Below are 21,733 nucleotides of genomic sequence, written 5' to 3'. Positions count from 1 at the left end.
CATATCCTTGGAAAAATCTAATTTTATATCACAGGTTTTAGTCAAATCATTCTGTTTTTACCAAAATAAAACTCTACCTTTGCGGCAGTTTTCAGAAAACTTACTACTATACTCTAAATAAGTCAATTATACTATGGTATCTGTTAGACCGGATGAAGTTTCGGCCATCCTGCGCGAACAACTTGCAGGCGCTAGATCAGAAGCAGAACTCGAAGAAGTAGGAACAGTCCTTCAAGTTGGTGACGGTGTTGCCCGCATTTATGGTCTTTCCCAGGTACAGGCAGGTGAGCTGCTTGTTTTCGAGAATGGCCTTAAAGCCCTCGCTCTGAACCTCGAAGAGGACAATGTGGGTGCCGTATTGCTGGGGGATTTCAGTGACATCAAAGAGGGTGCTACTGTAAAACGTACCAAAGAAATCGCTTCCGTGAAAGTTGGTGACGGAATTATCGGCCGTGTAGTAAACACGCTGGCTGAGCCGATCGACGGAAACGGACCTATTACCGGTGAGCTTTTCGAGATGCCTATCGAGCGTAAAGCGCCGGGGGTAATCTACCGCCAGCCGGTAACCGAGCCGCTCCAAACCGGTATCAAAGCGATCGACGCGATGATCCCCATCGGACGCGGACAGCGCGAGCTGATCATCGGTGACCGCCAGACAGGTAAAACTGCGGTGGCGATCGATACAATCATTAACCAGAAGGAGTTTTACGAAAAAGGTGAGCCCGTATTCTGTATCTACGTAGCCTGCGGACAGAAAGCTTCGACTATCAAGTCGATCGAAGCGACCCTTCGCAAATATGGAGCGATGGATTACACGGTGATCGTGGCTGCCGGCGCGTCAGATCCTTCGCCCATGCAATTCTACGCACCGTTTACAGGCGCTGCGATCGGTGAATACTTCCGTGACACCGGCCGTCCTGCACTCGTAATCTACGATGACCTTTCGAAACAAGCGGTGTCTTACCGCGAGGTGTCCCTGCTCCTGCGTCGTCCTCCGGGCCGCGAAGCTTACCCAGGTGACGTATTTTACCTCCACAGCCGTTTGTTGGAACGTGCTGCGAAAGTAATCGCCGATGATACCATCGCTGCGAATATGAACGACCTTCCGCCTTCATTGAAAGGCAAAGTAAAAGGTGGTGGTTCACTCACAGCCCTTCCGATTATCGAAACACAGGCTGGTGACGTTTCGGCTTACATTCCTACGAACGTAATCTCGATCACCGACGGCCAGATCTTCCTCGAATCAAACCTGTTCAACTCGGGTATCCGTCCCGCGATCAACGTAGGTATTTCGGTATCCCGTGTGGGTGGTAACGCACAGATCAAATCGATGAAGAAAGTTTCGGGTACCCTGAAACTGGATCAGGCTCAGTTCCGCGAGCTCGAAGCATTTGCGAAATTCGGTTCCGACCTCGATGCCGCTACCAAGCTGGCGATCGACCGGGGACGCCGCAACCAGGAAGTTTTGAAACAAGCTCAATACGCGCCGGTTCCTGTTGAATTACAGGTAGCGACCGTGTACGCATCCACCAAAGGTTTGCTGGATACTGTAGACGTAGCACGTGTGAAAGAATTCGAAAAAGATTTCACGACCGTATTGGCCAGCCAGAATAAGGAAACACTCGCTGCTTTGCGCGCCGGAAAACTGGACAACAGCGTAACAGACGTTATCGAGAAAGTAGCTAGAGAAGTTGCTGTAAAATATCGTTAACCGGTAAAAATGCCGGAGCGGCATACGCCCCGGCATTTTCCTAGTACATATATAATAGGATCACCGGATCGCTTAAAACACCCAGAAAATGGCAAGCTTAAAAGAAGTACGTAACCGTATCGTTTCGGTTAATTCCACACAGCAAATCACCAAAGCCATGAAAATGGTGGCGGCCGCCAAGCTGCGTCGTGCACAGGACAGCATTCTGCAAATGCGCCCCTATGCACAGAAGCTTGGAGAAATGCTTCTGACAGTTTCGTCAGCATCGGAAAGCGCAGCCGACAGCCCGTTGAAAGCCGTTCGCGCGGTGGAAAAGGTGCTGATCATCGTCGTAACCTCCGATCGTGGATTGTGCGGAGCATTCAATACCAACGTTATCAAGGCTACAATCCAGCTGATCGAGTCGAAATATGCGGCTCAGGCGGCTAAGGGAAATGTAGAGATTTTTGCCATCGGTAAAAAAGGCGCTGAGTCGCTCGTACGCCGCGGCTTTACCGTGAACACGGCTTACACCGACCTGTTCGGACGTTTGAGCTTTGTAAACGTGAAAAGCGCAGCCGAAGAAATCATGAAGGATTTCTCGGAAGGCCGTTACGACGCCGTGGATATCGTGTACAACGAATTTAAAAACGTGGCTACACAAATCATCCACACCGATCCTTACCTGCCGATCGTAGCTGAAAACAAATCGACCAAGGCTAAGAAGACCGAGGTTAACTATATTTTTGAACCGACAGAGGAAGAAATCCTGGCGGAATTGATCCCGAAATCGCTGAAAATCCAGCTGTACCGTGCCGTTCTCGAATCCAATGCATCGGAGCAGGGAGCGCGGATGACCGCAATGGACAAAGCGACGGAAAACGCCCAGGAACTTTTGAAAGAACTGCGCCTCGTGTATAACCGTACGCGCCAGGCAGCGATCACGAAAGAGATCCTCGAAATCGTAGGTGGTGCCGAAGCATTGAAAAACTAAGGCTACCTCCAAACCATATACCAAACGGCCGGATTGCAACAATCCGGCCGTTTTTTTGTTTATTTACTAATAGGTGATCTGTCATTTAAACAATAGTTATGGCTGATTCTTTACACCAATTCCCCTCATTGGAAAATGCACACATAGACGCTAGCCTAAACTTTTGACAATATCTTACTAATATTGACCACAACTGACAAACATTACCAACCACACCATTATGCAACATTCCAAAAGCCTTTTGAGACTACTCACACTCCTGATGATCACCTGCCTGGGCCATGCTGTGCTTGCCCAAAATGTCGACGATATTGTGGCCAAGCATATCAAAGCCATGGGCGGCGATAAGCTGGGGCAACTGCAAAGCATGAAGATTACCGCCGAAATGGACATTATGAATATGAAGGTGCCCATCACGACGACGATCGTGCAAAACAAAGGCTTCCGGAGCGAAACCACCGTACAGGGAATGACCGTCGTGCAGGCGGTGAGCGGGAATACCGGGTGGACGATCAACCCGATGGCCGGCAATACCAAGGCCGTTGCCCTACCCGAAGATGCCGTGAAATCCCTGGCCAACGAAACCGACCTGACCGGTCTGTATCGCTATAAGGAAAAAGGCTACAAGGTAACCCTCGACGGCGAGGAAGAGCTGGCCGGCGCGAAAGTGTATAAGGTTACCATGATCCTGCCCAGCGGCGTCCGCCGGATCAACTATATTTCCAAAGACACATTCTACATTTTGAAGATCGTGGCGCAGACGAAAGTGAATGGCCAGGATATCATGTCCGAAAACACCCAGTCGGATTTTCGGGCGGTGGACGGCGTTTACTACCCTTTCGCTTCGGAGGTAACTACTTCGGCCATGCCCGGCACGAAGATGGGACTTAAAATCACCGCATTGGAGATTAACCCGAAAATCGATCCTAAAATTTTCGAGATGCCTCAATAACGGCATCTGTTGTATATAAGCGCATCCCGGAAACATTTTTTTCCGGGATTTTTTTATGTGTTTGAAACTATTTTTTATATTTACATGTATATACATTAAATGTTGATACAACGAAAACATAAATAGACATGGCTACTACTAAATGGGTAATTGACCCAACACATTCAGAAATCCAGTTCAAAGTGAAACACCTTGTGATCTCCACCGTAACCGGCGCATTCAAAAGCTTCGAGGGCGGTGTTGAAACCGAAACCGAAGATTTCGACGGTGCTACCGTTCACTTCTCGGCCGATGTGGACAGCATCGACACCAACCAGGCACAACGCGACCAGCATTTGAAATCAGCTGATTTCTTCGACGCCGACAATCACCCTAAACTGTCTTTCACAGGTAAACTGAGCAAAAAAGGTGACGACTCATATAAACTGCACGGCGAGCTTTCTGTCAAAAGCGTAACCAAACCAGTGGATTTCGCGGTAGAGTACGGCGGTAATATGACCGACTTCTACGGCAACAATAAATCAGGTTTTGAAATCAGCGGTAAAATCAACCGCAAGGAATTCGGCCTGGAATGGAGCGCGGTTACCGAAGCAGGCGGCGTGGTCGTAGGCGACGACGTGAAGCTGATCGCGAACGTTCAGGTTGTGAAGCAATAACATAACAGACCTCCTCTTGACAAAAGCGTGGATATTTTTATCCCGCTTTTTTTGTTTCCAGCCCGTTCATTCATAGATTTCAAGCCGCATTGGGTAAAAAATTGAAATACCTGCTTATAAGGGCAAAATGGTATTTTATCGTCCAAACAGGTATTACATCCGGTTAAACACGCATTTACATTGATCATTGAAACACGCGCCTATGCCCGTGCGGGGCTTCTGGGCAATCCTTCTGATGGCTTTTTCGGTAAAACGATTTCCATATCTGTAAGAAATTTCGGCGCATCCATCTCGCTGTACGAGTCGCCCGAGCTGCATATCGAGCCGCAGCCGCAGGACCTGAACACTTTCCGCAGCATTTTCCACCTCCGCGATTCGGTGAATATGCTGGGCTATAATGGCGGCATTCCGCTCATCAAGGCGGGTATCAAGAAATTCGGCGACTATTGCGAAGAGCAGGGTATTCGTTTACCCAACAAAAACTTCACCGTCCGATACCGCTCGTCCATTCCGCGCCAGGTAGGCATGTCGGGTTCGAGCGCGATCATTGTCGCATTGTTCCGGGCGCTGATGCAGTTTTACAAAGTTGAAATACCGATTGAAATATTGCCGCAGCTCGTGATGGTAACCGAAACCGAGGAGCTGGGCATTACCGCCGGCTTGCAGGACCGCGTGATCCAGTGCTACGAGGGCTGCGTGTATATGGATTTTGATAAAACCATGATCGAAACCCAGGGCCACGGCCGCTACGAACGCATTAACCCCGAGTTGCTGCCGAAATTGTACGTCGCATACAATACCAATCTCAGTAAAGTGTCGGGTAAGGTGCACAACGACGTGCGTACACGCTACGACCGCGGCGAACAGGACGTGATCGACGTCCTCGGCCAGATCGCCCAGAAAGCCGAAGACGGCCGTACCGCGCTGCTCGAAGGTCACCCGGACGAGCTGCACCAGCTTATGAACGAAAATTTCGACCTGCGCTGCAAAATTTACAACGTGCCCGAATCCAACAAGAAGCTGATCAACGCAGCACGTGCCTGCGGCGCATCCGCCAAATTCGCGGGCTCCGGCGGTACGATCATCGGCATTTATAAGGACGACGATATGCTGAACCAGCTTTTTGTGCAACTGAAAAAATTCAATGCGCGGGTGATCAGGCCGTTTGTTGTTTGATGCTCTAAGCTCTAAGCGACAGGCATTTCTATGTCTCTGACTATTATACCAGTTTTTTGATAAATTAAAAAAGGCCCCACGCATACAGCCTAATGCTTATCGCTTAAAGCCTTCACCAAAACTATGATTCGCAAAGCCGTTATACCTGCCGCCGGATTGGGTACCCGATTCCTGCCGGCCACCAAATCGATGCCCAAGGAAATGCTGCCGATTATCGACATTCCGACCATTCAATACGTGGTGCAGGAAGCCGTAGATTCGGGTATTGAAGATATTCTAATCATTTCCGGGAAAGGGAAGCGGGCCATCGAAGACCATTTCGACCGGAATGTGGAACTCGAAAGCCGTTTGGAAGAGAAAGAAGATCTACTTTGGTTCAATGAAATGCGCCGTTTGGCAGATATGGCTAATGTGCATTTTGTACGTCAGAAGGAAGCCAACGGATTGGGCGATGCCATTTACTATGCCCGCCACCATGTAGGGAACGAGCCATTTGCCGTGCTATTGGGCGATACCATCATGGATTCCGTCATCCCGGTGACGCAGCAATTGATGGACACATACGAGCAGTATGGCGGTTCGGTGATCGCGGTGGAGGAAGTACCTGCCAATAAAGTGAACCGTTACGGCATCGTAGGCGGTAACTCGCTGAGCGATTCCATTATGGAGCTGAGCACCCTGGTAGAAAAGCCGGCGATCGACAAAGCACCGTCGAACCTGGCCATTGCCGGACGGTATGTTCTGACGCCAGAGATCTTCAACACCATCGAGCAGACCCCCAAAGGCAAAAACAACGAAATCCAGCTCACCGACTCGCTGCTGCTCCTTTTGAAACGCGAAAATATCTTTGCACACCACATCGAAGGCAAGCGCCACGACATCGGCGACAAGCTCGATTACCTCAAAACGACGGTGGAGTTTGCCTTAAAAAGAAAGGAATTCGCTGAACCATTCCGCAAATTCCTCGTTGATATTCTAAACAAATAAGCATTTAAAAGCCATAACCATGCCCAAACAAGTGATCGTCAGCGGAGCCACCGGAAACCTTGGTAAAGATGTTGTCAAGAAGCTTACAGCGCTTGGTTATGGCTTGCATATCAATGTCCGCGAAGGCAAAACCGACGCCTATGCGGGCAATGCGAATGTATCCAACTACCTCGCCGACCTCGCCAACGCCGAACAGGCCGAACTATTCGTGGCAGAAGCCATTGCCGCATCAGGCGGCATCGAAGCGGGTATTCTGCTGGCTGGCGGTTTCGCAATGGCCAAACTGACGGATACCACCGACGCCGATATCGAGCAAATGCTGACGATGAATTTCAAAACGGCATTTCATATTGTAAAGCCGCTGATAAAGCATTTCGAAGCAAAGGGCGGCGGCCAGTTCATCTTCATAGGCGCACGCCCCGCGCTCGTGCCCGAGGCTGGAACGGGAAGCTTTGCCTATACACTCGCCAAAACGCTGATTTTCCAAATGGCCGATCTGATCAACGCCGAAGGAAAATCGAAGAACATCACGGCAACTGTGATTGTCCCCAGCATCATCGACACCCCCGACAACCGCGCCGCCATGCCTGGCTCCGATTTCAGCAAATGGATCCCTGCCCCCGACATGGCCGAAGGGATCGCGTTTGTATTAAGTGATACAGGAAAAAAGCTGCGGCAGACGGTTTTGAAGCTTTATAACGAGGCTTGATGATTGACTGACTGACGGCAGACGGCTGACCACCGACCGCCGATATGCCTCCGAGAGATCGGCGGTCGGCGGTAGGCCGCCAACCTCATTACCCTACCAACACCGCAATCTTCACGAGCGTGATCGTACTCCGCTGTTTTTTCAGCACGGTGAATTCATAATGCTTGGTTTTAAGCTTTTCGCCAACCGCCGGGATGCGGCCGAATTTCCAGATAAGGTAACCGGCCAGTGTTTCGTAATCCGGGCGCTTGGTGATGTCGTGCGGCAACTTATCGTTCACATCCGCGATAGGCGCCGAACCCTGTACGGTATAGGTATTGTCCGATTCGTTTTTCACGACCGGCGATTCGTTGTCGTACTCGTCCTGAATCTCTCCTACCAATTCTTCGAGAATATCTTCCATCGTAACAATGCCGTCGACGCCGCCATATTCGTCGATAATCACGGCCATTTGCTGGCGGCTTAGCTGGAATTCCCGGAGCAATGCACCGATCGGCTTCGAACCGTGCACTGTGGCAATGGGCCTGATCAGCTCGCGCAGCACGATATCCTTGCCCTGCCGCATTTTCAAAAGCAGGTCCTTCAAATGCAGCACGCCCACTACCTGATCAAGCGTGTCCTCGTAAACCGGCATCCTCGAATAGCCTTCCTCGATCACTTTTTCCAGTTTGATCTCCGAAAAATCATTCACATCGATACCGACTACCTGTGGCCGCGGGATCATAATCTGGCGCGCCACGCGTTCCGAAAAATCGAATGCATTCTTGATCAGGTCGTAGTCCGCCGCTTCGATCAGCCCGCTATCCTTCTGTTGGAGGACCAGATAGCGCAATTCATCGCTGCTATGAACTTCACTTCCATGCGACGGCGTAATGCCCACGCCTTTGAGAATTACATTGGCTATCCCGTTCAGAAGCCATACGACCGGCCGGAATACGAGAAAAAAGCCGTGCAATGGATAGGATAATGCCAGCGTCGTCGATTCAGGCCGCTGGATAGCGATCGATTTTGGCGCCAGTTCCCCAAAAACAATATGCAAAACGGTAATAATGGCAAATGCGGTGGGCAATGCGATATGATGCGCTAATTCCGGGTCGATCGACAGGCCCAGCAGGTCCATTGCGCCGATGATCATTTTCGATACGACGGGTTCCCCTATCCAACCTAACCCAAGGCTCGCCAGCGTAATCCCGAACTGCGTTGCCGCCAGGTAACCATCCAGGTTCGACACGATCTGTTTGGAAAGAATAGCCATCCGGTTGCCTTCCTGGGCTTTTTGTTCGAGCTGCGAAGCACGGATTTTGACAATCGCGAATTCGGCGGCGACGAAGAAACCATTCAGAAGGACGAGAACAAGGGTAATAAGAACCTGTAAAACCATGGAGGCCGGTGGATCAGTTGGGAGATAGTATGGGTTTTAAAGCTGCATGTTAACAAAAAATCGTACCATTGGGAAACGCAGGAGCTCATTAATGCATGAACGGTTACCCCTAGTTACCCCGAATTTGCGTAAATTGAATACATGATGAAAAGTGGTCACGCCGATTTACCCCTGCATTACGGGAAAGTGCCTATCTGGCTCGCGCAACGCATGAGCGCACTCGGCGGCGCCATCGTGGAAGCGATCGTGATGGAATACGGCCGCGATGCATTGCTCCAAAAGATGAGCGATCCGTTCTGGTTCCAGTCGCTCGGCTGTGTGCTGGGAATGGATTGGCATTCGTCGGGCATTACGACGTCGGTCATGGGCGCATTGAAGCAATCCGTCAACCGGCGATCTTCCGAACTGGGCATTTACATTTGCGGCGGCCGGGGCAAGTATTCGAGACAAACACCTGCCGAACTGCTCGCCATCGCCGACAAAACCGGTCTGGACGGCAATCTGCTCGTGCACCACAGCAAGCTGTCGGCCAAGGTCGATAACACGGCCATTCAGGACGGCTTTCAGCTTTACCTGCACTCATTTGTCCTGTCCAAAGAAGGCCACTGGGCCGTCATTCAGCAAGGCATGAACACCGGCGACCGGCTGGCGCGCCGCTATCACTGGCATTCTCCAAGCATCCGATCGTTCATCGAGGAGCCCCATACATTCATTTATGGTCAAAACCGGGGCAGCATATTGAACCTCACCGCCAAAGACGCCGCTCCCACCCGCACGGGCATCCTCGACCTGACGAAGGAAAACCCCGACAAGATCATGCGGGAAGTTTCGAGACTCGTTATGCCCGACCACCACGACGTCCGCGCCGAAGATGTAAATCTCAAACGGCTGGGCGCGGTACTCGCCTTGGCACATGATCATCCGGTCGATAATATGGAATCGCTGCTCCTGCTCGAAGGAGTAGGCCCGCGCACGATCCAGTCGCTCACCCTCGTGAGCGAGATTATTCACGGCACACCGTCGCGTTTCAGCGATCCGGCCCGGTTCTCATTCGCACACGGCGGCAAGGATGGCCACCCGTTTCCGGTCCCCGTCACCGTGTACGACGAGTCCATCCTCACCCTCGACCGTGCCATTCAGCTCGCCAAAATGGGCGAAAAAGACAAATCGGACGCATTGAAAAACCTCTCCAAAGTCTCTGCCCAGCTCGAAAAAGACTTCCAGCCCAACAACCGTTTCAACGACATCGTGCAGCAAGAGCGGGACAACTCCTGGAAATACGAAGGCCGCACCGTGAAACGTAAAGTACCGAAGCCGAAAGGACGGAATGGGCAGTTGGAGCTGTTTTGACGGGAGTATTTGATTTACTAATTTTAACAACAGCCTTTACCGGCTAAATCCGGTATAATTACCGATACCTGAACAATGATGATACTCCGTTCCCCATCTTCGGTTTTGCCACGCTCGCTGGATGAATTCATTCAATGGGAGCCCGTCGATGGATTCAAATATGAATGGAACGACGGTAAAATCATCAGATTCGGCAAATTGAAGAAAAAGCATCTCTTCATCATCAGAAAGTTACAGCAGCTATTTTTCCGCACGGCAGCGTTTTCCGGTGGCGGCGCGCTGATCATGGAGCAGGATGTCATGCTCAGTGGCATCCAAATGCGCCGCCCCGACCTCGCATTCTTCAATGGCGCACAAATCGACGCATCGGCCTCCACAAACGAAGAGCCCATCCCGGAATTCGTCATCGAAATCGTTTCCCCCACCGACGACGCCGAGAAAGTCGAAGAAAAACTCGCCGAGTATTTCAATACCTCCGTAAAAGTCGTCTGGCACATTTACCCCGACAATGAGGTGGTGTATGTATATTCTTCCAGAAAGAATGTCAAAATCTGCACAGAACTGGACGTTTGTTCGGCATATCCGGTCATGGAAGATTTCGAAATTTCGGTGCGGGAATTGTTCTCGGCTTGAATGCCCAAATAATCATCTTTCCAAGTTATATCTGCATTCTTTACAGAAGGTAAAAGCAGATTTTAGCGCTATTTTTAATTCCTTTGTACCTGGTTCATTACTGAATCTGAATAATCTGCATTAAGCAACGTCCTCAATGATCTCCAAAAATCTCAAAACACCTTTAACCCTGATGGCGGCTACTGCGGTGGTGGTAGCTTCCTGTATGAAGATGGCGCCGACGGCGTCCGGGCCGGTCCTGAAAACGAATAGCACGAAAGTGGTCGTGAAGGAAGATGCCGCAACCGGGAAGGCCCACGCCAAAGAAATCCGTGAAAAGACCGTCGTGAAGCTGGCCGATGGCCTGAAACTCGACCTCTGGGCATCCGATTCCCTCGCGCCCGACCCCGTGGCGATCGCAATGGACGACGCCGGACGTGTGTACCTGAACAGGACCAACCGCCAGAAAAACTCCGAATTCGATATCCGCGGGCACCGCAACTGGATCACCGAATCGATCGCATTGCAGACGGTAGAAGACCGCCGCAAGTTTTTGCATAAAACATTTGCGCCTGAAAAAAGTAAGGAAAACAACTGGCTCAAAGACCTCAACGGCGACGGCTCGCACGACTGGAAGGACCTCGCCGTGGAAAAAGACGAAGTATGGCGCATCGAAGATACCGATAACGACGGCATCGCGGACGTTTCCATGCGCGTTCTGGACGACTTTTTCGATGAAGTTTCCGACGTAGCGGGCGGGTTGCTCGTCCGTGCGAAAGATATGTTCGTCACGATCGCTCCGGACGTCTGGCGGCTGAGAGATACCAATGGGGACGGCGTTTACGACCAGAAGACGTCCATCAGTCACGGCTATGGCGTGCACATCGGGTTCAGCGGGCACGGCATGTCCAACCCGATCGAAGGGCCGGACGGCAAGATTTACTGGAACATCGGCGACATTGGCGCCAACATTACGACGGCCGAAGGCGTGAAGCACGAGCACCCTAACTCGGGTATCATCGCCCGCTCCAACCCGGACGGCAGCGATTTCGAGATTTACGCGCATGGCTTGCGCAATACGCACGAGTTTGTGTTCGACGAATATGGTAACCTCATCAGCTCCGACAACGACGGCGACCACCCCGGAGAAAGCGAACGCCTCGTGCACGTGGTGGAAGGTTCCGATGCCGGCTGGCGCTCCAACTGGCAGTACGGCAAATACACCGATCCGAAAAACAATGCATACAAAGTGTGGATGGACGAAAAATTATTCAAACCACGCTGGGACGGCCAGGCTGCCTACATTATTCCCCCCATTCAAAACTACCACAACGGCCCGACCGGGATGCAATACAACCCCGGCACCGCATTGGGTAAGGAGTGGAAAAACAAATTTTTCCTCGTGGAATTCGTCGGTAACCCGGCACGGTCGCCGATCTGGTCGTTTGGTCTGAAACCAAAAGGCGCATCGTTCGTGCTGGATGGCGAGAAAAATATCCTTACAGGTATCCTCCCGACCGGTATCCGCTTCGGTCCTGATGGCGCATTGTATGTGGCCGACTGGATCAATGGCTGGGATACCAAAAACTACGGCCGCGTGTGGAAACTCGACGTGACCGAGGATAAAAACGACCTGAAAGCGATCCGTACTGAAACGAAACGGTTAATGCAATTGGATTATACCAAACAATCCGACGACGCATTGCTTCCGTTGCTTTCCTATGAAGATATGCGTATCCGCCAGAAAGCGCAGTTCGAGCTTGCTTCGAGAGGTGCCAAAGGTGCGGCGGTGTTGAGCAAAGCGATTGAACAAAAAGGCAACCAGTTCGGCCGCATTCACGGTATTTGGGGAATGGGACAACTGGCGCGTCAGGATAAGGCCTATGCCAATGTGCTGATGACTTTGCTGAAAGATTCCGACGAGGAAATCGCGGTGCAGGCCGCCAAAGTACTGGGCGACGCTAAAATCGCCGAGGCCGGCCCGATGCTGATCCCGATGCTGAGCAGCAAAAACCCGCGGGCGCAGTTCTTCGCCGCACAGGCACTTGGCCGGATGAAGGACAAGAATGCCGTACAGCCATTGATCGACATGGTGAAGGCCAACAAAGACGAGGACGTTTACCTCCGTCATGCAGGCGTGCTGGCGCTCTCGCGCATAGGTGAGGTAGCGCCGATCGTGGCATTGGCCAACAGTCCTGAAAAGTCGCTGCGCATTGCCGCCGTGCTCGTGCTGCGCCGCATGCGTAACGAGCAGATCAGCGTATTCCTGAAAGACAAAGACGAATATATCGTCGCCGAAGCCGCCCGCGGTATCAACGACGACCTCTCGATCCCGGCCGCATTGCCGGCATTGGCAGCTGTGCTGAACGAGAAAGGCTTCACTTCAGAGCCATTGCTGCGCCGGGCGATCAACGCCGCGTTGCGAGTGGGCGGTGAAACGCAGCTGAACGACCTTATCGCATTTGCGAAGCGTAAAGACGTGAACAAGGAAATGCGTGCAGAAGCATTGGCGACGCTCGGCACCTGGGCCAGCCCATCGGTAACCGACCGCGTGGACGGCCGTTACCGTGGCCCGATGGAACGTGACCCGGCCGGTGTGAAAGCGAAAATCAAGCCGATGGTAGCTGAACTGTTGCAGGAAAACGAACCCGCGATCCTCATCGCCACCGCGCAGATGCTGACCAACCTCAATGTGAGCGACAACAATGCCGCATTGGCGAAAATCCTGAACGAAAGCAACGACGCCAAGGTACGCGCAGCAATGCTCGTGGCTTTGAACGACCTGAAATATACGGATATGGAAACCGTGATGAAAAAAGGCATGAGCGACTCCGACGCCGATGTCCGCACGGCGGCATTGGGCATGGTAGGAAGCGTAAATATGTCGAAAGAAGCATTGGCAGACATTTCCAATACCATTTTCGAGAAAGGCAGCGTGCGCGAGCAGCAGCAGATCCTGAAAGTACTGGGTAGCCTGCCGGTAGCCAGGACAGAGCCTATTTTCAACGGACTGATCGGTAAAATGGCGGATAACAAGCTGCCGCAAAACCTGCTCCTCGACCTCGGAGAAGCCGTAGATTCGACCAAATCCAGCGCATTGATCGCCAAAATAGCGCCATTGCGCAAGCAGGGCAATACGGCAGCCGATTACCAGGACGCACTGTTCGGCGGTAATGCACAGGCGGGCCGTCGTTATTTCATGACGAGCTCGGCAGCCGAATGCGTTCGTTGCCACTCGATCGGCGGGCAGGGCGGCGAAGTAGGTCCAAACCTTTCGAACATCGGTAATATCCTTTCGCGTGAGCAAATCCTGCAAGCGCTCATCGAGCCAAGCGCGCGCTTGTCGCCCGGCTTTGGTATGGTCATGCTGACATTGAAAGACGGCACGTCCGCGGCCGGTATCCTCGCGCAGGAAAACGAACACGAGCTCATATTGAAAACCTCGGAAGCTGAACCATTGAAAATCGCCGTTTCCCGTATTGCTAAACGCGAAAACGTGCCTTCCAGCATGCCGCCAATGGGTAATATCATGTCGAAAAGAGAGATCCGCGACGTGGTTGAATTCCTTTCCGGCTTGAAGAAGTAACCGCCAAATACAATACCATTCAAAACCCCGGGATTTTATGATTCCGGGGTTTCATTTTTACCGGCGGATTGCACATCTTGCACAGGCACGGTTTTATCATTCATCAACAGCAAAATATTTGAATGGAATTTGACAAAAAGGAGGCCGAGATTGTTAACCGGGCTATTCAGGGCTGGGAAGATGAGTCGCGCATTTCGAAGGAACTGGCGGCGGAGCTGCGGGGCAGTTACAGCGTTCGCAACGCGAATGTGGACGCCATTGCCATCTATGCGTTGATTTCGGCAGTTTCGTGCGGGTTGCTGGCATTTGGAGCGCTGGTACTGGACGAAAAATGGATCGAGCTGCTGCGTAAGCGGTGGGGCTTTTCGGAAAATATCGTGGGCATTTTGTTCACTGCGGTGGCCGGGCTTTTCGTATACCTGGCCAAACGCCGGCTCAGCAAAACGAAAGGGGCCAAAATCAGTCATGAAGTTTACAATATAGCCATCATACTCACCGTCGCGATTGCGATTACGTACTGGACCCGAGGATTACTCGACGGCCCCGGTAACTATGCACTCCCGCTCCTTTTCGCCGCGCTCGCTTATGGCGGCATTGCCATTTTCCTGCGCTCGACACTGCTTTGGGTTGCGGCGGTGATCGCATTGGCAGGATGGTGGGGAGCGCAAACGCATTACTGGTCGGGTGGCGGCTTCCGGTTTATGGGAATGAACTATCCCTTACGCATGACGGTATTCGGGCTGGCCGTGTGGGCGAGTTCTTTGATCATAGGAAAAATTCCGTCGATGGCGTTCATGAGAGACGTCACTTATACTGTGGGGCTTATCCTATTCCTGATCGCCGGCTGGACGCTGTCGATATTCGGCAACTACGCCGACTACGAGGCCTGGAAGCTTCTTAAACAGAGCGATTTCTGGTTCTGGGCTCTGGGTTTCACGCTCATTTTGGCGGGAATGCTTTATTATGCATTTCAATACAAACAGGAGACCTTGCGCGACCTCTGCCTCGTGTTCTTCCTGCTGAATATTTATACCCGTTATTTCGAATATTTCTGGGACCGTACCAATGCGGGGATTTTCTTTGCGTTGCTGGCGTTGTCCTTCTGGTTTGTGGCTAAAAAAGCCGAGCAATGGCGCGGCAAAACGGCCGGATGACCCATTTAATTACCCATTGAAAAAATTCCATGAGCAATATCAGACCCATCCGCGGCGAAGAACTCGACCTCATCCATTACCTCCTCGAAAAACTGAACCTCGACCCCATCGACTTCCCGGTGAGCGAAATGGTGGATGAATATGAAGGCGGTAAAATGGGCAGTATCAGCCTTGGAGGCGACGTGAATGGCTATGCCGGCGACCTCATCCAGGCCGAATACGTCGATATCGACGACACGCCGGTTGTGATCACATTGACCCAGGACACCAACGGCCAGCTGCTCGACCTTGATTTCTGGAAGGTCGATTTTACCAAGTTACTGGAATACCCTACGCCCGATAAGCTCATTTTTGGCAAGACGCCCGAAGAATGAGCCACCGACCTGCCCGGATGCCGGTAAACTTTCCGCGTCTCGATTACTGCTCTTCGTAGTCCAGCTCCTTGCCGTAAGTCTCTTCCATCCGCCAAAGCGACAATAATGCGAGCGAGAAACAAATAGCAGCGACGATGCCGCCGGAATGCAGCACACCAGCGTCTTTTTTCAGGAACTGGAACAGCGGCAGGGTGAGCAACACGGTAGCACGCACATTGTTGGCGACCGAGGTAGTGACCGTCGCGCGGAGATTGGTACCGAACTGTTCGGCCGTGGTGGTGAGGAACATGGCAATGTAGCCGATGGAAAAGCCAAGCCACATGTAGCAGATGTAAAGCGCCGTGGCCGTGTTAATGCCTCCCGAAAGCAGCCATCCCACGCCTGCGAGCGTCATCAGCATCATCAACAATATCGCTTTTCTCCGCGAATGCAGCCACTGGCTCAGTATCCCGCTGAAAAAGTCGCCCGTGACCACGCCAATGTACGTGTATAGCACACACGTGCCCGCCTGAACTTCCTCCGCGATACCCAACGCTTTGGCAAACTCGTTCCCGAATGTGGAATAAATGCCGATGACCATGTACGTCGGCAGGCCGATGCCCATGCAGCGTATATAGCGTACAAACCGCGACCAGCTCGTGAAGATCGTCCACCAGGGCACGGGTTTGGAGCCGCGTTTTTCCAGACTTTTATTAAAAACAATGGATTCCAGCACGTTCACGCGGAGGATCAGCAATATCAGGCCCATTCCGCCGCCGATGAAGTAGGCCATGCGCCAGTCGGTGAGCTTGACGGCGAAAAATGCGGCGATGGCGCCTGCCAACCCCACGCTCGCAACCACCGATGCGCCGTACCCGCGCAATTCTTTCGGCAATATCTCGGCAATGAGCGTGATGCCCGCGCCTAGCTCGCCTGCCAGCCCGAATCCGGCGATAAACCGCAGAATCGAGTAGATTTCGACATTTTGTGTAAAACCACAGGCAATGTTGGCCAGCGAATAGGTCAATATCGAGCCGAAAAGCACCGAACGGCGGCCCAGCTTGTCGCCCAGTATCCCCCACATAAACCCGCCGATAAGCAACCCGGCCTGCTGCCAGTTGTAAATATTCGCCCCGATCTGCGAGATTTCTTCTTCGGAAAGCCCAAGGTCTTTCAGGCTCGGTACCCGCACGATATTGAAGAGCAGCAGATCGTAAACATCGACAAAGTAGCCGAGCGAGGCCACGATGACGGGCAATGTAAATACGGCGCTGAGTTTGGGCTGAACAGGCGTGACGGCGGTCATAGGGGTATTTTCGTTTATTCGTCAAAAGGCTTGCGGCGCATCGACTTAATGGCGGAGTTGCGCTGTTTCACCTTCAATCTTTCGAGTTTGGAGGCCAGTGTAGGCCGGGTTGCCTTGCGGTCCTTTTCAACGGTAAGCGCCTGGCGGATAAGCCGGTCGAATTTCTCGACCACCTTCTCCTTATTGGCCAGCTGCGAGCGTTCGGTCTGGTGGTATAATACCAGCACTTTACCGTTCGTTAATCGGTTGGATAATTTATCGGTCAGCTTTTGCTTGTCCTCGCCGGTCAGGAATTGCGAATTCGGGATATCAAAACGCAGCTCTACCTTTGTTTCGACTTTATTCACATTTTGTCCTCCCTTACCACCGCTCCGGGCTGTCTGAAACACCAGTTCGGGATGCAGGATTTCAGGATCGATCATGTTTTTTACAGTTTTGTTAACACGTGTTAATGTCCGGCGGAAACATTAAACCACGATCTAAAAGTAACGTCCAAGAACCGATTTTTAACAACAGGAAAACAATTAAAACATAAAGCCATGGACACCATGCGTACACTCAGAATACTCGGCTTGTTCATTTTAATGCTGGGAGGTGTTTCGGTTACTCAAAAAACCCAGGCACAGCCCGGTTTCAGGATCACTTTTGAGACTTTTTACGATGAGCTGGCCCCCTACGGCCGGTGGGTGCGCAACCCGCATTACGGCTCGGTTTGGATTCCCGACGTGCCCCGCGGCTTTCAGCCCTATTCTACCGCCGGTTACTGGGAACAGACCGAATATGGTAACACCTGGGTTTCGGAATATGACTGGGGATGGGCGCCGTTCCACTACGGCCGCTGGTCTTTCGACGATTATTACGGCTGGTTTTGGGTGCCCGATTACGAATGGGGACCTGCGTGGGTAAACTGGCGCTCCGGTGGCGGCTATTACGGCTGGGCACCGCTGGGACCGGGTATCAATATCAATGTGTCGGTCAACATTCCGTCGTTCTGGTGGGTGTTCGTGCCGCAACGATATGTCCTGAGCCCCGGATGGCGTTCGTACTGCGCCCCTGCACGACGTGTTTCGCATTACTATAACAACACGGTGGTGATCAACAATTACTACCGCAGCAATAACCGCACCTATGTATACGGCCCGCGCCGCGACGAGATCGAACGTGTTACACGCCGCAGCGTGCCGGTGCGCACCATCGACGCCAGTCCGAGAGGACGGGGACGTGTGATCATCGCCGACCGTGGAAATGGCAACTACGACTACGGCAACCGGGGCGGCCGCTCCGACAATGGCCCGCGCACCGATCGCAGCAACCGCAACGACGATAACCGCATTGAGCCGGGCGATAATTCGAGACGCGGCTCGCGTAACCCGTTCGATGAACGCAGCAGCAACGGCCGTAACCGTGAATCGAATGATAGCCGTGGCGGCCGCTACGAAACCCCGAATCCGGGCCGTAATGACCGTTACGAGTCGCCGAGTGCAGGCCGGAACGAACGCAGCGAAACACCTAACCCAGGTCGCAACGATCGGTATGAAGCACCAAACCGTTCGGAACGTAACCGCGACTACGGCAATCCGGGCAACAGCCCCGAGCGCAACGGCGGCTTCGGTAACCGTTCGGAAAGCATCGAGCGCCCGAACATCGAGCGCCCCGAAAGACAGGAACGCGGCAACCGCTCCTACGAACCCGCGCCGCGTGTGGAACGTCAGGAGAGAAGCGCCCCCGAACCGCGCAGCAACGACCGCGGTAACCGCGGAGGCGACAATGGTGGCGGCAACCGCGGTGGCGGCGACAATGGCAACCGCGGTGGCGGTTCCAGCGAACGAAGCGGCCGGGGACCGAGATAATTGCAGCCTATTCACATAAAAAAACAACCCGCCGGAGTAGTAACTATGCACCGGCGGGTTGTTTTTTATGTTAAAAACGCTATTTTTAGCTTAATCCCAAACCCACGGTATTGAATGGAAATACAATTTGACATTGAGTTCAAGGAGAGTGCACCCAAGTACATGCAGATTATTAAATCGCTGTTACAGGCGATTAGTAAAGGGAAGCTGAAACGAGGCGATAAAATACCTTCTATTAACCAGTTGAGTGAAGAATACCTGCTTTCCCGCGATACCGTAGAAAAGGCTTACAAGCACCTCATCAAGGACGGTGTACTGATTTCCGTACGCGGTAAAGGTTATTTTATCAACCGTGTGGACATTGAAACTTCGCTACGTATTTTGCTGGTTTTCAATAAAATAAGCAACTATAAGAAGCAGGTTTACAATGCATTTGTCGAGAATATCGGGCGTAATGTGAACGTGGACCTGCATATTCATCATTCCAATACCAACATTTTCAAAAACCTCATTAAAAACAGCCTCGGCGAATACGATTACTATGTGATCATGCCGCATTTCTACGAAAAGATGGAAGAGGCGATCGAGACGCTGAAAATGATCCCGCCCGAAAAGCTGATTTTGCTCGACAAGGATATCGAATTCAATACCAAAAAGCATTCATCGGTTTTCCAGAACTTCGAGAAGGACATCGTACACGCGCTGAACGAGGCGGTGGATTTGCTGAAAGTGTACAAAAAACTCGTACTCATCTTCCCGACCATTATCCGCTATCCGAAAGAGATTATCAAGGGCTTCCGGATTTTCTGCATCCAGCACGAATTTGAGCATGAGATCATGTACGACTTTCATGAAAACAGCGCGGCGGTGAAGGACACGGCTTATGTGGTGATCGAGGAAAACGACCTGGTTAACCTCATCAAGAAATGCAAGGAGCAGCAACTGACGGTGGGGAAAGACATCGGCATTATCTCCTACAATGAAACGCCGCTCAAAGAAATCCTGCTCGATGGCATTACTACCATTTCGACAGATCACGAACAAATGGGTAAAACGGCAGCAGAGATTATCCGGGAAGGAAAAAGGGCGCTGGTTAAAAACCCGTTTACGCTGATCAGGCGGAAATCGCTTTGAAAATATTTTGTATCTTGCGCTCTCTCAATGTTCCTCGTTTGATGAAATGTTTAATTACAAACTTTTACAACATGGAGCAATACATGGAATCGCTGGTAGTAAACACATTCGTAAAAGATATTGTCAGAACAATTGACTTTTACAAGAATCTTGGTTTCACAGTTACAATGACAGTACCCGATAAGGGAGAACCACCTGTGTGGGGCATGATCTCAAATGGCGGTGTCACAATTATGATTCAATCTTTTGCCAGTATGGGCAATGAGCTACCGGAAATCAGCCGTGAAAAATCGGGGGGCACGTTAATCTTTTACATAAAAGTGAAAAATATCAAAAGCTTTTACGAAGATATCAAAACCAAGGTGGACATCTTCAAAGGCCTTGAAAAGACTTTCTATGGTGCGACAGAATTCACGATTCGAGACATTGACGGATTCTATCTTACTTTTGCAGAACACGGACATTAATTCCCAATGCGTTTTTTGAAAAGACTCTCAAAATCTGGCATGAGAGTCTTTTCACAAAGCCTTACAGACCCGTCGCGACCGTCAACTTGCCGCGTTCATTCAGCAACTCATTGCGCACACCCAGGTGGCGGTACAGCGCGATCGGGTCGAGAGAGCCGCCGCTCAGGCGCATGGCCTCGCGCACGAGCGGGCGTACATCCGTGCGGAATGCATTTTGCAGGATTTGCTGGGCCAGTACCACGTCGTTTTCGTTGCGGGCCTGTTCGAGTTTCTTCCGGTCTACGAGCAATGCCTGGGCTTGCGCGATCAAAATCGCCTCTACCGATTGCAGCAAGTCTTCCAATGGATCTTTCACGTTATGGCTTGCGTCGATCATCCAGGCATACGTGTCGCTGGCGCGGTTGGCGCGTTTCATGCCTTCCACCAGTTCCACGAAGATCAAAAACAGCTGGTAAGGGCGAATAGCGCCTACCGTTAAATCATCGTCGCCGTACTTGGAATCATTGAAATGGAAACCAGCCAGGCGTCCTTCCATCATCAGCGTCGCTACGATCTGCTCGATGTTTGCATTGGGCAAATGGTGGCCCAGGTCGACGAGTACATCGGCTTTCGGGCCGAGTTTCTGGCAGAATAGCAGCGAGCTGCCCCAGTCCTGGATCACCGTCGAATAGAAATTCGGCTCGTAGGCTTTGTATTCCACGTAAACCTTCCAGTCGTCGGGCAATGCGGCGTAAATTTCCTGCAATGATTCGAGTGTATTCTGGAATGCCTTGACAAAATTCGATTGGCCAGGGAAGCAAGAGCCGTCCGACAGCCAGATCGACAATGCTTTGGAACCGAGATTTTCACCATGTTTGATCACTTCGATATTATGTTCCACCGCCTGCTTACGCACCTTCGCGTCCACGTGCGAGAGCGAGCCGAATTTGTACGATAGCTCCTGGTCCTTCTGGTCCTGGAATGTATTGGAGTTAACGGCGTCAAATTTCAAATCCAGCGAGGCGGCGAGGTCGATGATCGGCTGCGCTGCACCGGGAATGTCCCACGGAATATGCAGCGAAATGGAGCCGCTGGAACGGTTCAATGCATGGAGCAGGCCTACATCCTCAATTTTTTCTTCCAAAGAACGCGGCTCGCCTACGCCCGAGAAGCGGCCGAAACGCGTGCCTCCCGTTCCCAGTGCCCAGCTCGGGATCGCTACCTGGAATGCTTCCAGCGATTTTACAATGTCCTTCGCATGGATACCCTGCTCGCCCAGCTGTTCTTGCAGGAAGATAAACTGGTTGTTATGCCGCGAAAACAGGCTGTCGTTATGCTGATCGATCTGATATTGTTCAATTTTCATCTGGATAGAATTAAAAAGACTTGGCAAGTTG

19 protein-coding genes are annotated in these 21,733 nt (G+C 51.8%); 15 read left to right on the top strand and 4 right to left on the bottom strand.

Features of this window, described 5'->3' with window-relative positions; translation table 11 throughout:
* The first annotated feature begins 133 nt into the window (after positions 1 to 133).
* The 7 genes from atpA (at position 134) to H144_RS0110440 (ending at position 7,164) form a co-directional block, all read left to right on the top strand.
* Positions 134 to 1,711, top strand: coding sequence for a F0F1 ATP synthase subunit alpha (gene atpA, locus H144_RS0110470; protein ID WP_019942009.1), 1,578 nt, complete (start codon positions 134 to 136; stop codon positions 1,709 to 1,711).
* Between the two features lie 88 nt (positions 1,712 to 1,799).
* Positions 1,800 to 2,684: an ATP synthase F1 subunit gamma gene (gene atpG / locus H144_RS0110465; RefSeq protein WP_019942008.1), complete on the top strand. Its 885-nt coding sequence runs from the start codon at positions 1,800 to 1,802 to the stop codon at positions 2,682 to 2,684.
* Between the two features lie 220 nt (positions 2,685 to 2,904).
* Complete coding sequence (locus H144_RS0110460; protein ID WP_033402493.1) at positions 2,905 to 3,636, top strand: outer membrane lipoprotein-sorting protein; 732 nt, start codon at positions 2,905 to 2,907, stop codon at positions 3,634 to 3,636.
* A gap of 128 nt (positions 3,637 to 3,764) precedes the next feature.
* Entirely contained in the window at positions 3,765 to 4,292 is a 528-nt protein-coding gene (locus tag H144_RS0110455) for a YceI family protein (RefSeq protein WP_019942006.1), read from the top strand.
* 180 nt (positions 4,293 to 4,472) lie between these two features.
* Entirely contained in the window at positions 4,473 to 5,468 is a 996-nt protein-coding gene (locus H144_RS0110450) for a mevalonate kinase family protein (protein ID WP_019942005.1), read from the top strand.
* Between the two features lie 123 nt (positions 5,469 to 5,591).
* A complete protein-coding gene (galU, locus tag H144_RS0110445; RefSeq protein ID WP_019942004.1) occupies positions 5,592 to 6,455 on the top strand; it encodes a UTP--glucose-1-phosphate uridylyltransferase GalU in 864 nt (287 codons plus the stop codon).
* 19 nt (positions 6,456 to 6,474) lie between these two features.
* Positions 6,475 to 7,164: an SDR family NAD(P)-dependent oxidoreductase gene (locus H144_RS0110440; protein ID WP_019942003.1), complete on the top strand. Its 690-nt coding sequence runs from the start codon at positions 6,475 to 6,477 to the stop codon at positions 7,162 to 7,164.
* 88 nt (positions 7,165 to 7,252) lie between these two features.
* On the opposite strand, the gene H144_RS0110435 is transcribed toward H144_RS0110440, so the two are convergent.
* Entirely contained in the window at positions 7,253 to 8,545 is a 1,293-nt protein-coding gene (locus tag H144_RS0110435; RefSeq protein ID WP_019942002.1) for a hemolysin family protein, read from the bottom strand.
* A 141-nt stretch (positions 8,546 to 8,686) separates the two neighbouring features.
* Here H144_RS0110435 and H144_RS0110430 point away from each other — a divergent pair, with 141 nt between their 5' ends.
* The 5 genes from H144_RS0110430 to H144_RS0110410 all read left to right on the top strand — a co-directional run bounded on the left by H144_RS0110430 (position 8,687) and on the right by H144_RS0110410 (position 15,621).
* Positions 8,687 to 9,895, top strand: a complete 1,209-nt coding sequence (locus H144_RS0110430) for a DUF763 domain-containing protein (RefSeq protein WP_019942001.1) — start codon at positions 8,687 to 8,689, stop codon at positions 9,893 to 9,895.
* Positions 9,896 to 9,970: 75 nt separating this feature from the next.
* The gene (locus H144_RS0110425; protein WP_019942000.1) at positions 9,971 to 10,528 is read left to right on the top strand and encodes a Uma2 family endonuclease; all 558 of its coding nucleotides are present in this window, start codon (positions 9,971 to 9,973) and stop codon (positions 10,526 to 10,528) included.
* 136 nt (positions 10,529 to 10,664) lie between these two features.
* Positions 10,665 to 14,093, top strand: coding sequence for a DUF7133 domain-containing protein (locus H144_RS0110420; RefSeq protein ID WP_019941999.1), 3,429 nt, complete (start codon positions 10,665 to 10,667; stop codon positions 14,091 to 14,093).
* Between the two features lie 122 nt (positions 14,094 to 14,215).
* Positions 14,216 to 15,247, top strand: coding sequence for a hypothetical protein (locus tag H144_RS0110415; protein ID WP_019941998.1), 1,032 nt, complete (start codon positions 14,216 to 14,218; stop codon positions 15,245 to 15,247).
* Between the two features lie 29 nt (positions 15,248 to 15,276).
* Complete coding sequence (locus tag H144_RS0110410) at positions 15,277 to 15,621, top strand: DUF6984 family protein (protein ID WP_019941997.1); 345 nt, start codon at positions 15,277 to 15,279, stop codon at positions 15,619 to 15,621.
* A 43-nt stretch (positions 15,622 to 15,664) separates the two neighbouring features.
* Here the strand turns inward: H144_RS0110410 and H144_RS0110405 are convergent, their stop codons facing one another.
* Both H144_RS0110405 and arfB read right to left on the bottom strand, forming a co-directional pair.
* Positions 15,665 to 16,906: an MFS transporter gene (locus H144_RS0110405; RefSeq protein ID WP_019941996.1), complete on the bottom strand. Its 1,242-nt coding sequence runs from the start codon at positions 16,904 to 16,906 to the stop codon at positions 15,665 to 15,667.
* Between the two features lie 14 nt (positions 16,907 to 16,920).
* The gene (arfB, locus tag H144_RS0110400) at positions 16,921 to 17,328 is read right to left on the bottom strand and encodes an alternative ribosome rescue aminoacyl-tRNA hydrolase ArfB (protein WP_019941995.1); all 408 of its coding nucleotides are present in this window, start codon (positions 17,326 to 17,328) and stop codon (positions 16,921 to 16,923) included.
* 126 nt (positions 17,329 to 17,454) lie between these two features.
* On the opposite strand from arfB, the gene H144_RS0110395 reads away from it, so the two are divergent.
* The 3 genes from H144_RS0110395 to H144_RS0110385 all read left to right on the top strand — a co-directional run bounded on the left by H144_RS0110395 (position 17,455) and on the right by H144_RS0110385 (position 20,357).
* Positions 17,455 to 18,756 (top strand): DUF6600 domain-containing protein, encoded by a 1,302-nt coding sequence (locus H144_RS0110395; RefSeq protein WP_229207877.1) that lies wholly within the window; start codon positions 17,455 to 17,457, stop codon positions 18,754 to 18,756.
* A 114-nt stretch (positions 18,757 to 18,870) separates the two neighbouring features.
* Complete coding sequence (locus H144_RS0110390; RefSeq protein WP_019941993.1) at positions 18,871 to 19,890, top strand: GntR family transcriptional regulator; 1,020 nt, start codon at positions 18,871 to 18,873, stop codon at positions 19,888 to 19,890.
* Between the two features lie 71 nt (positions 19,891 to 19,961).
* Entirely contained in the window at positions 19,962 to 20,357 is a 396-nt protein-coding gene (locus tag H144_RS0110385) for a VOC family protein (protein ID WP_229207876.1), read from the top strand.
* A 61-nt stretch (positions 20,358 to 20,418) separates the two neighbouring features.
* Here H144_RS0110385 and H144_RS0110380 read toward each other — a convergent pair whose 3' ends face one another.
* On the bottom strand, positions 20,419 to 21,702 hold the full coding sequence (locus H144_RS0110380; RefSeq protein ID WP_019941991.1) for a sugar isomerase: 1,284 nt from the start codon (positions 21,700 to 21,702) through the stop codon (positions 20,419 to 20,421).
* Positions 21,703 to 21,733: the final 31 nt, after the last annotated feature.

The organism is Dyadobacter beijingensis DSM 21582, from assembly GCF_000382205.1.
Taxonomy (GTDB): Bacteria; Bacteroidota; Bacteroidia; order Cytophagales; family Spirosomataceae; genus Dyadobacter; species Dyadobacter beijingensis.
This window is presented reverse-complemented; position numbering and strand designations above follow the sequence as displayed.

Excerpts from the sequence above, each read along its gene's own strand:
- atpA (WP_019942009.1), top strand. The coding sequence starts at position 134 with ATGGTATCTGTTAGACCGGATGAAGTTTCGGCCATCCTGCGCGAACAA.
- atpG (WP_019942008.1), top strand. The coding sequence starts at position 1,800 with ATGGCAAGCTTAAAAGAAGTACGTAACCGTATCGTTTCGGTTAATTCC.
- H144_RS0110460 (WP_033402493.1), top strand. The coding sequence starts at position 2,905 with ATGCAACATTCCAAAAGCCTTTTGAGACTACTCACACTCCTGATGATC.
- H144_RS0110455 (WP_019942006.1), top strand. The coding sequence starts at position 3,765 with ATGGCTACTACTAAATGGGTAATTGACCCAACACATTCAGAAATCCAG.
- galU (WP_019942004.1), top strand. The coding sequence starts at position 5,592 with ATGATTCGCAAAGCCGTTATACCTGCCGCCGGATTGGGTACCCGATTC.
- H144_RS0110440 (WP_019942003.1), top strand. The coding sequence starts at position 6,475 with ATGCCCAAACAAGTGATCGTCAGCGGAGCCACCGGAAACCTTGGTAAA.
- H144_RS0110435 (WP_019942002.1), bottom strand. The coding sequence starts at position 8,545 with ATGGTTTTACAGGTTCTTATTACCCTTGTTCTCGTCCTTCTGAATGGT.
- H144_RS0110430 (WP_019942001.1), top strand. The coding sequence starts at position 8,687 with ATGATGAAAAGTGGTCACGCCGATTTACCCCTGCATTACGGGAAAGTG.
- H144_RS0110425 (WP_019942000.1), top strand. The coding sequence starts at position 9,971 with ATGATGATACTCCGTTCCCCATCTTCGGTTTTGCCACGCTCGCTGGAT.
- H144_RS0110420 (WP_019941999.1), top strand. The coding sequence starts at position 10,665 with ATGATCTCCAAAAATCTCAAAACACCTTTAACCCTGATGGCGGCTACT.
- H144_RS0110415 (WP_019941998.1), top strand. The coding sequence starts at position 14,216 with ATGGAATTTGACAAAAAGGAGGCCGAGATTGTTAACCGGGCTATTCAG.
- H144_RS0110410 (WP_019941997.1), top strand. The coding sequence starts at position 15,277 with ATGAGCAATATCAGACCCATCCGCGGCGAAGAACTCGACCTCATCCAT.
- H144_RS0110405 (WP_019941996.1), bottom strand. The coding sequence starts at position 16,906 with ATGACCGCCGTCACGCCTGTTCAGCCCAAACTCAGCGCCGTATTTACA.
- arfB (WP_019941995.1), bottom strand. The coding sequence starts at position 17,328 with ATGATCGATCCTGAAATCCTGCATCCCGAACTGGTGTTTCAGACAGCC.
- H144_RS0110395 (WP_229207877.1), top strand. The coding sequence starts at position 17,455 with ATGCGTACACTCAGAATACTCGGCTTGTTCATTTTAATGCTGGGAGGT.
- H144_RS0110390 (WP_019941993.1), top strand. The coding sequence starts at position 18,871 with ATGGAAATACAATTTGACATTGAGTTCAAGGAGAGTGCACCCAAGTAC.
- H144_RS0110385 (WP_229207876.1), top strand. The coding sequence starts at position 19,962 with ATGGAGCAATACATGGAATCGCTGGTAGTAAACACATTCGTAAAAGAT.
- H144_RS0110380 (WP_019941991.1), bottom strand. The coding sequence starts at position 21,702 with ATGAAAATTGAACAATATCAGATCGATCAGCATAACGACAGCCTGTTT.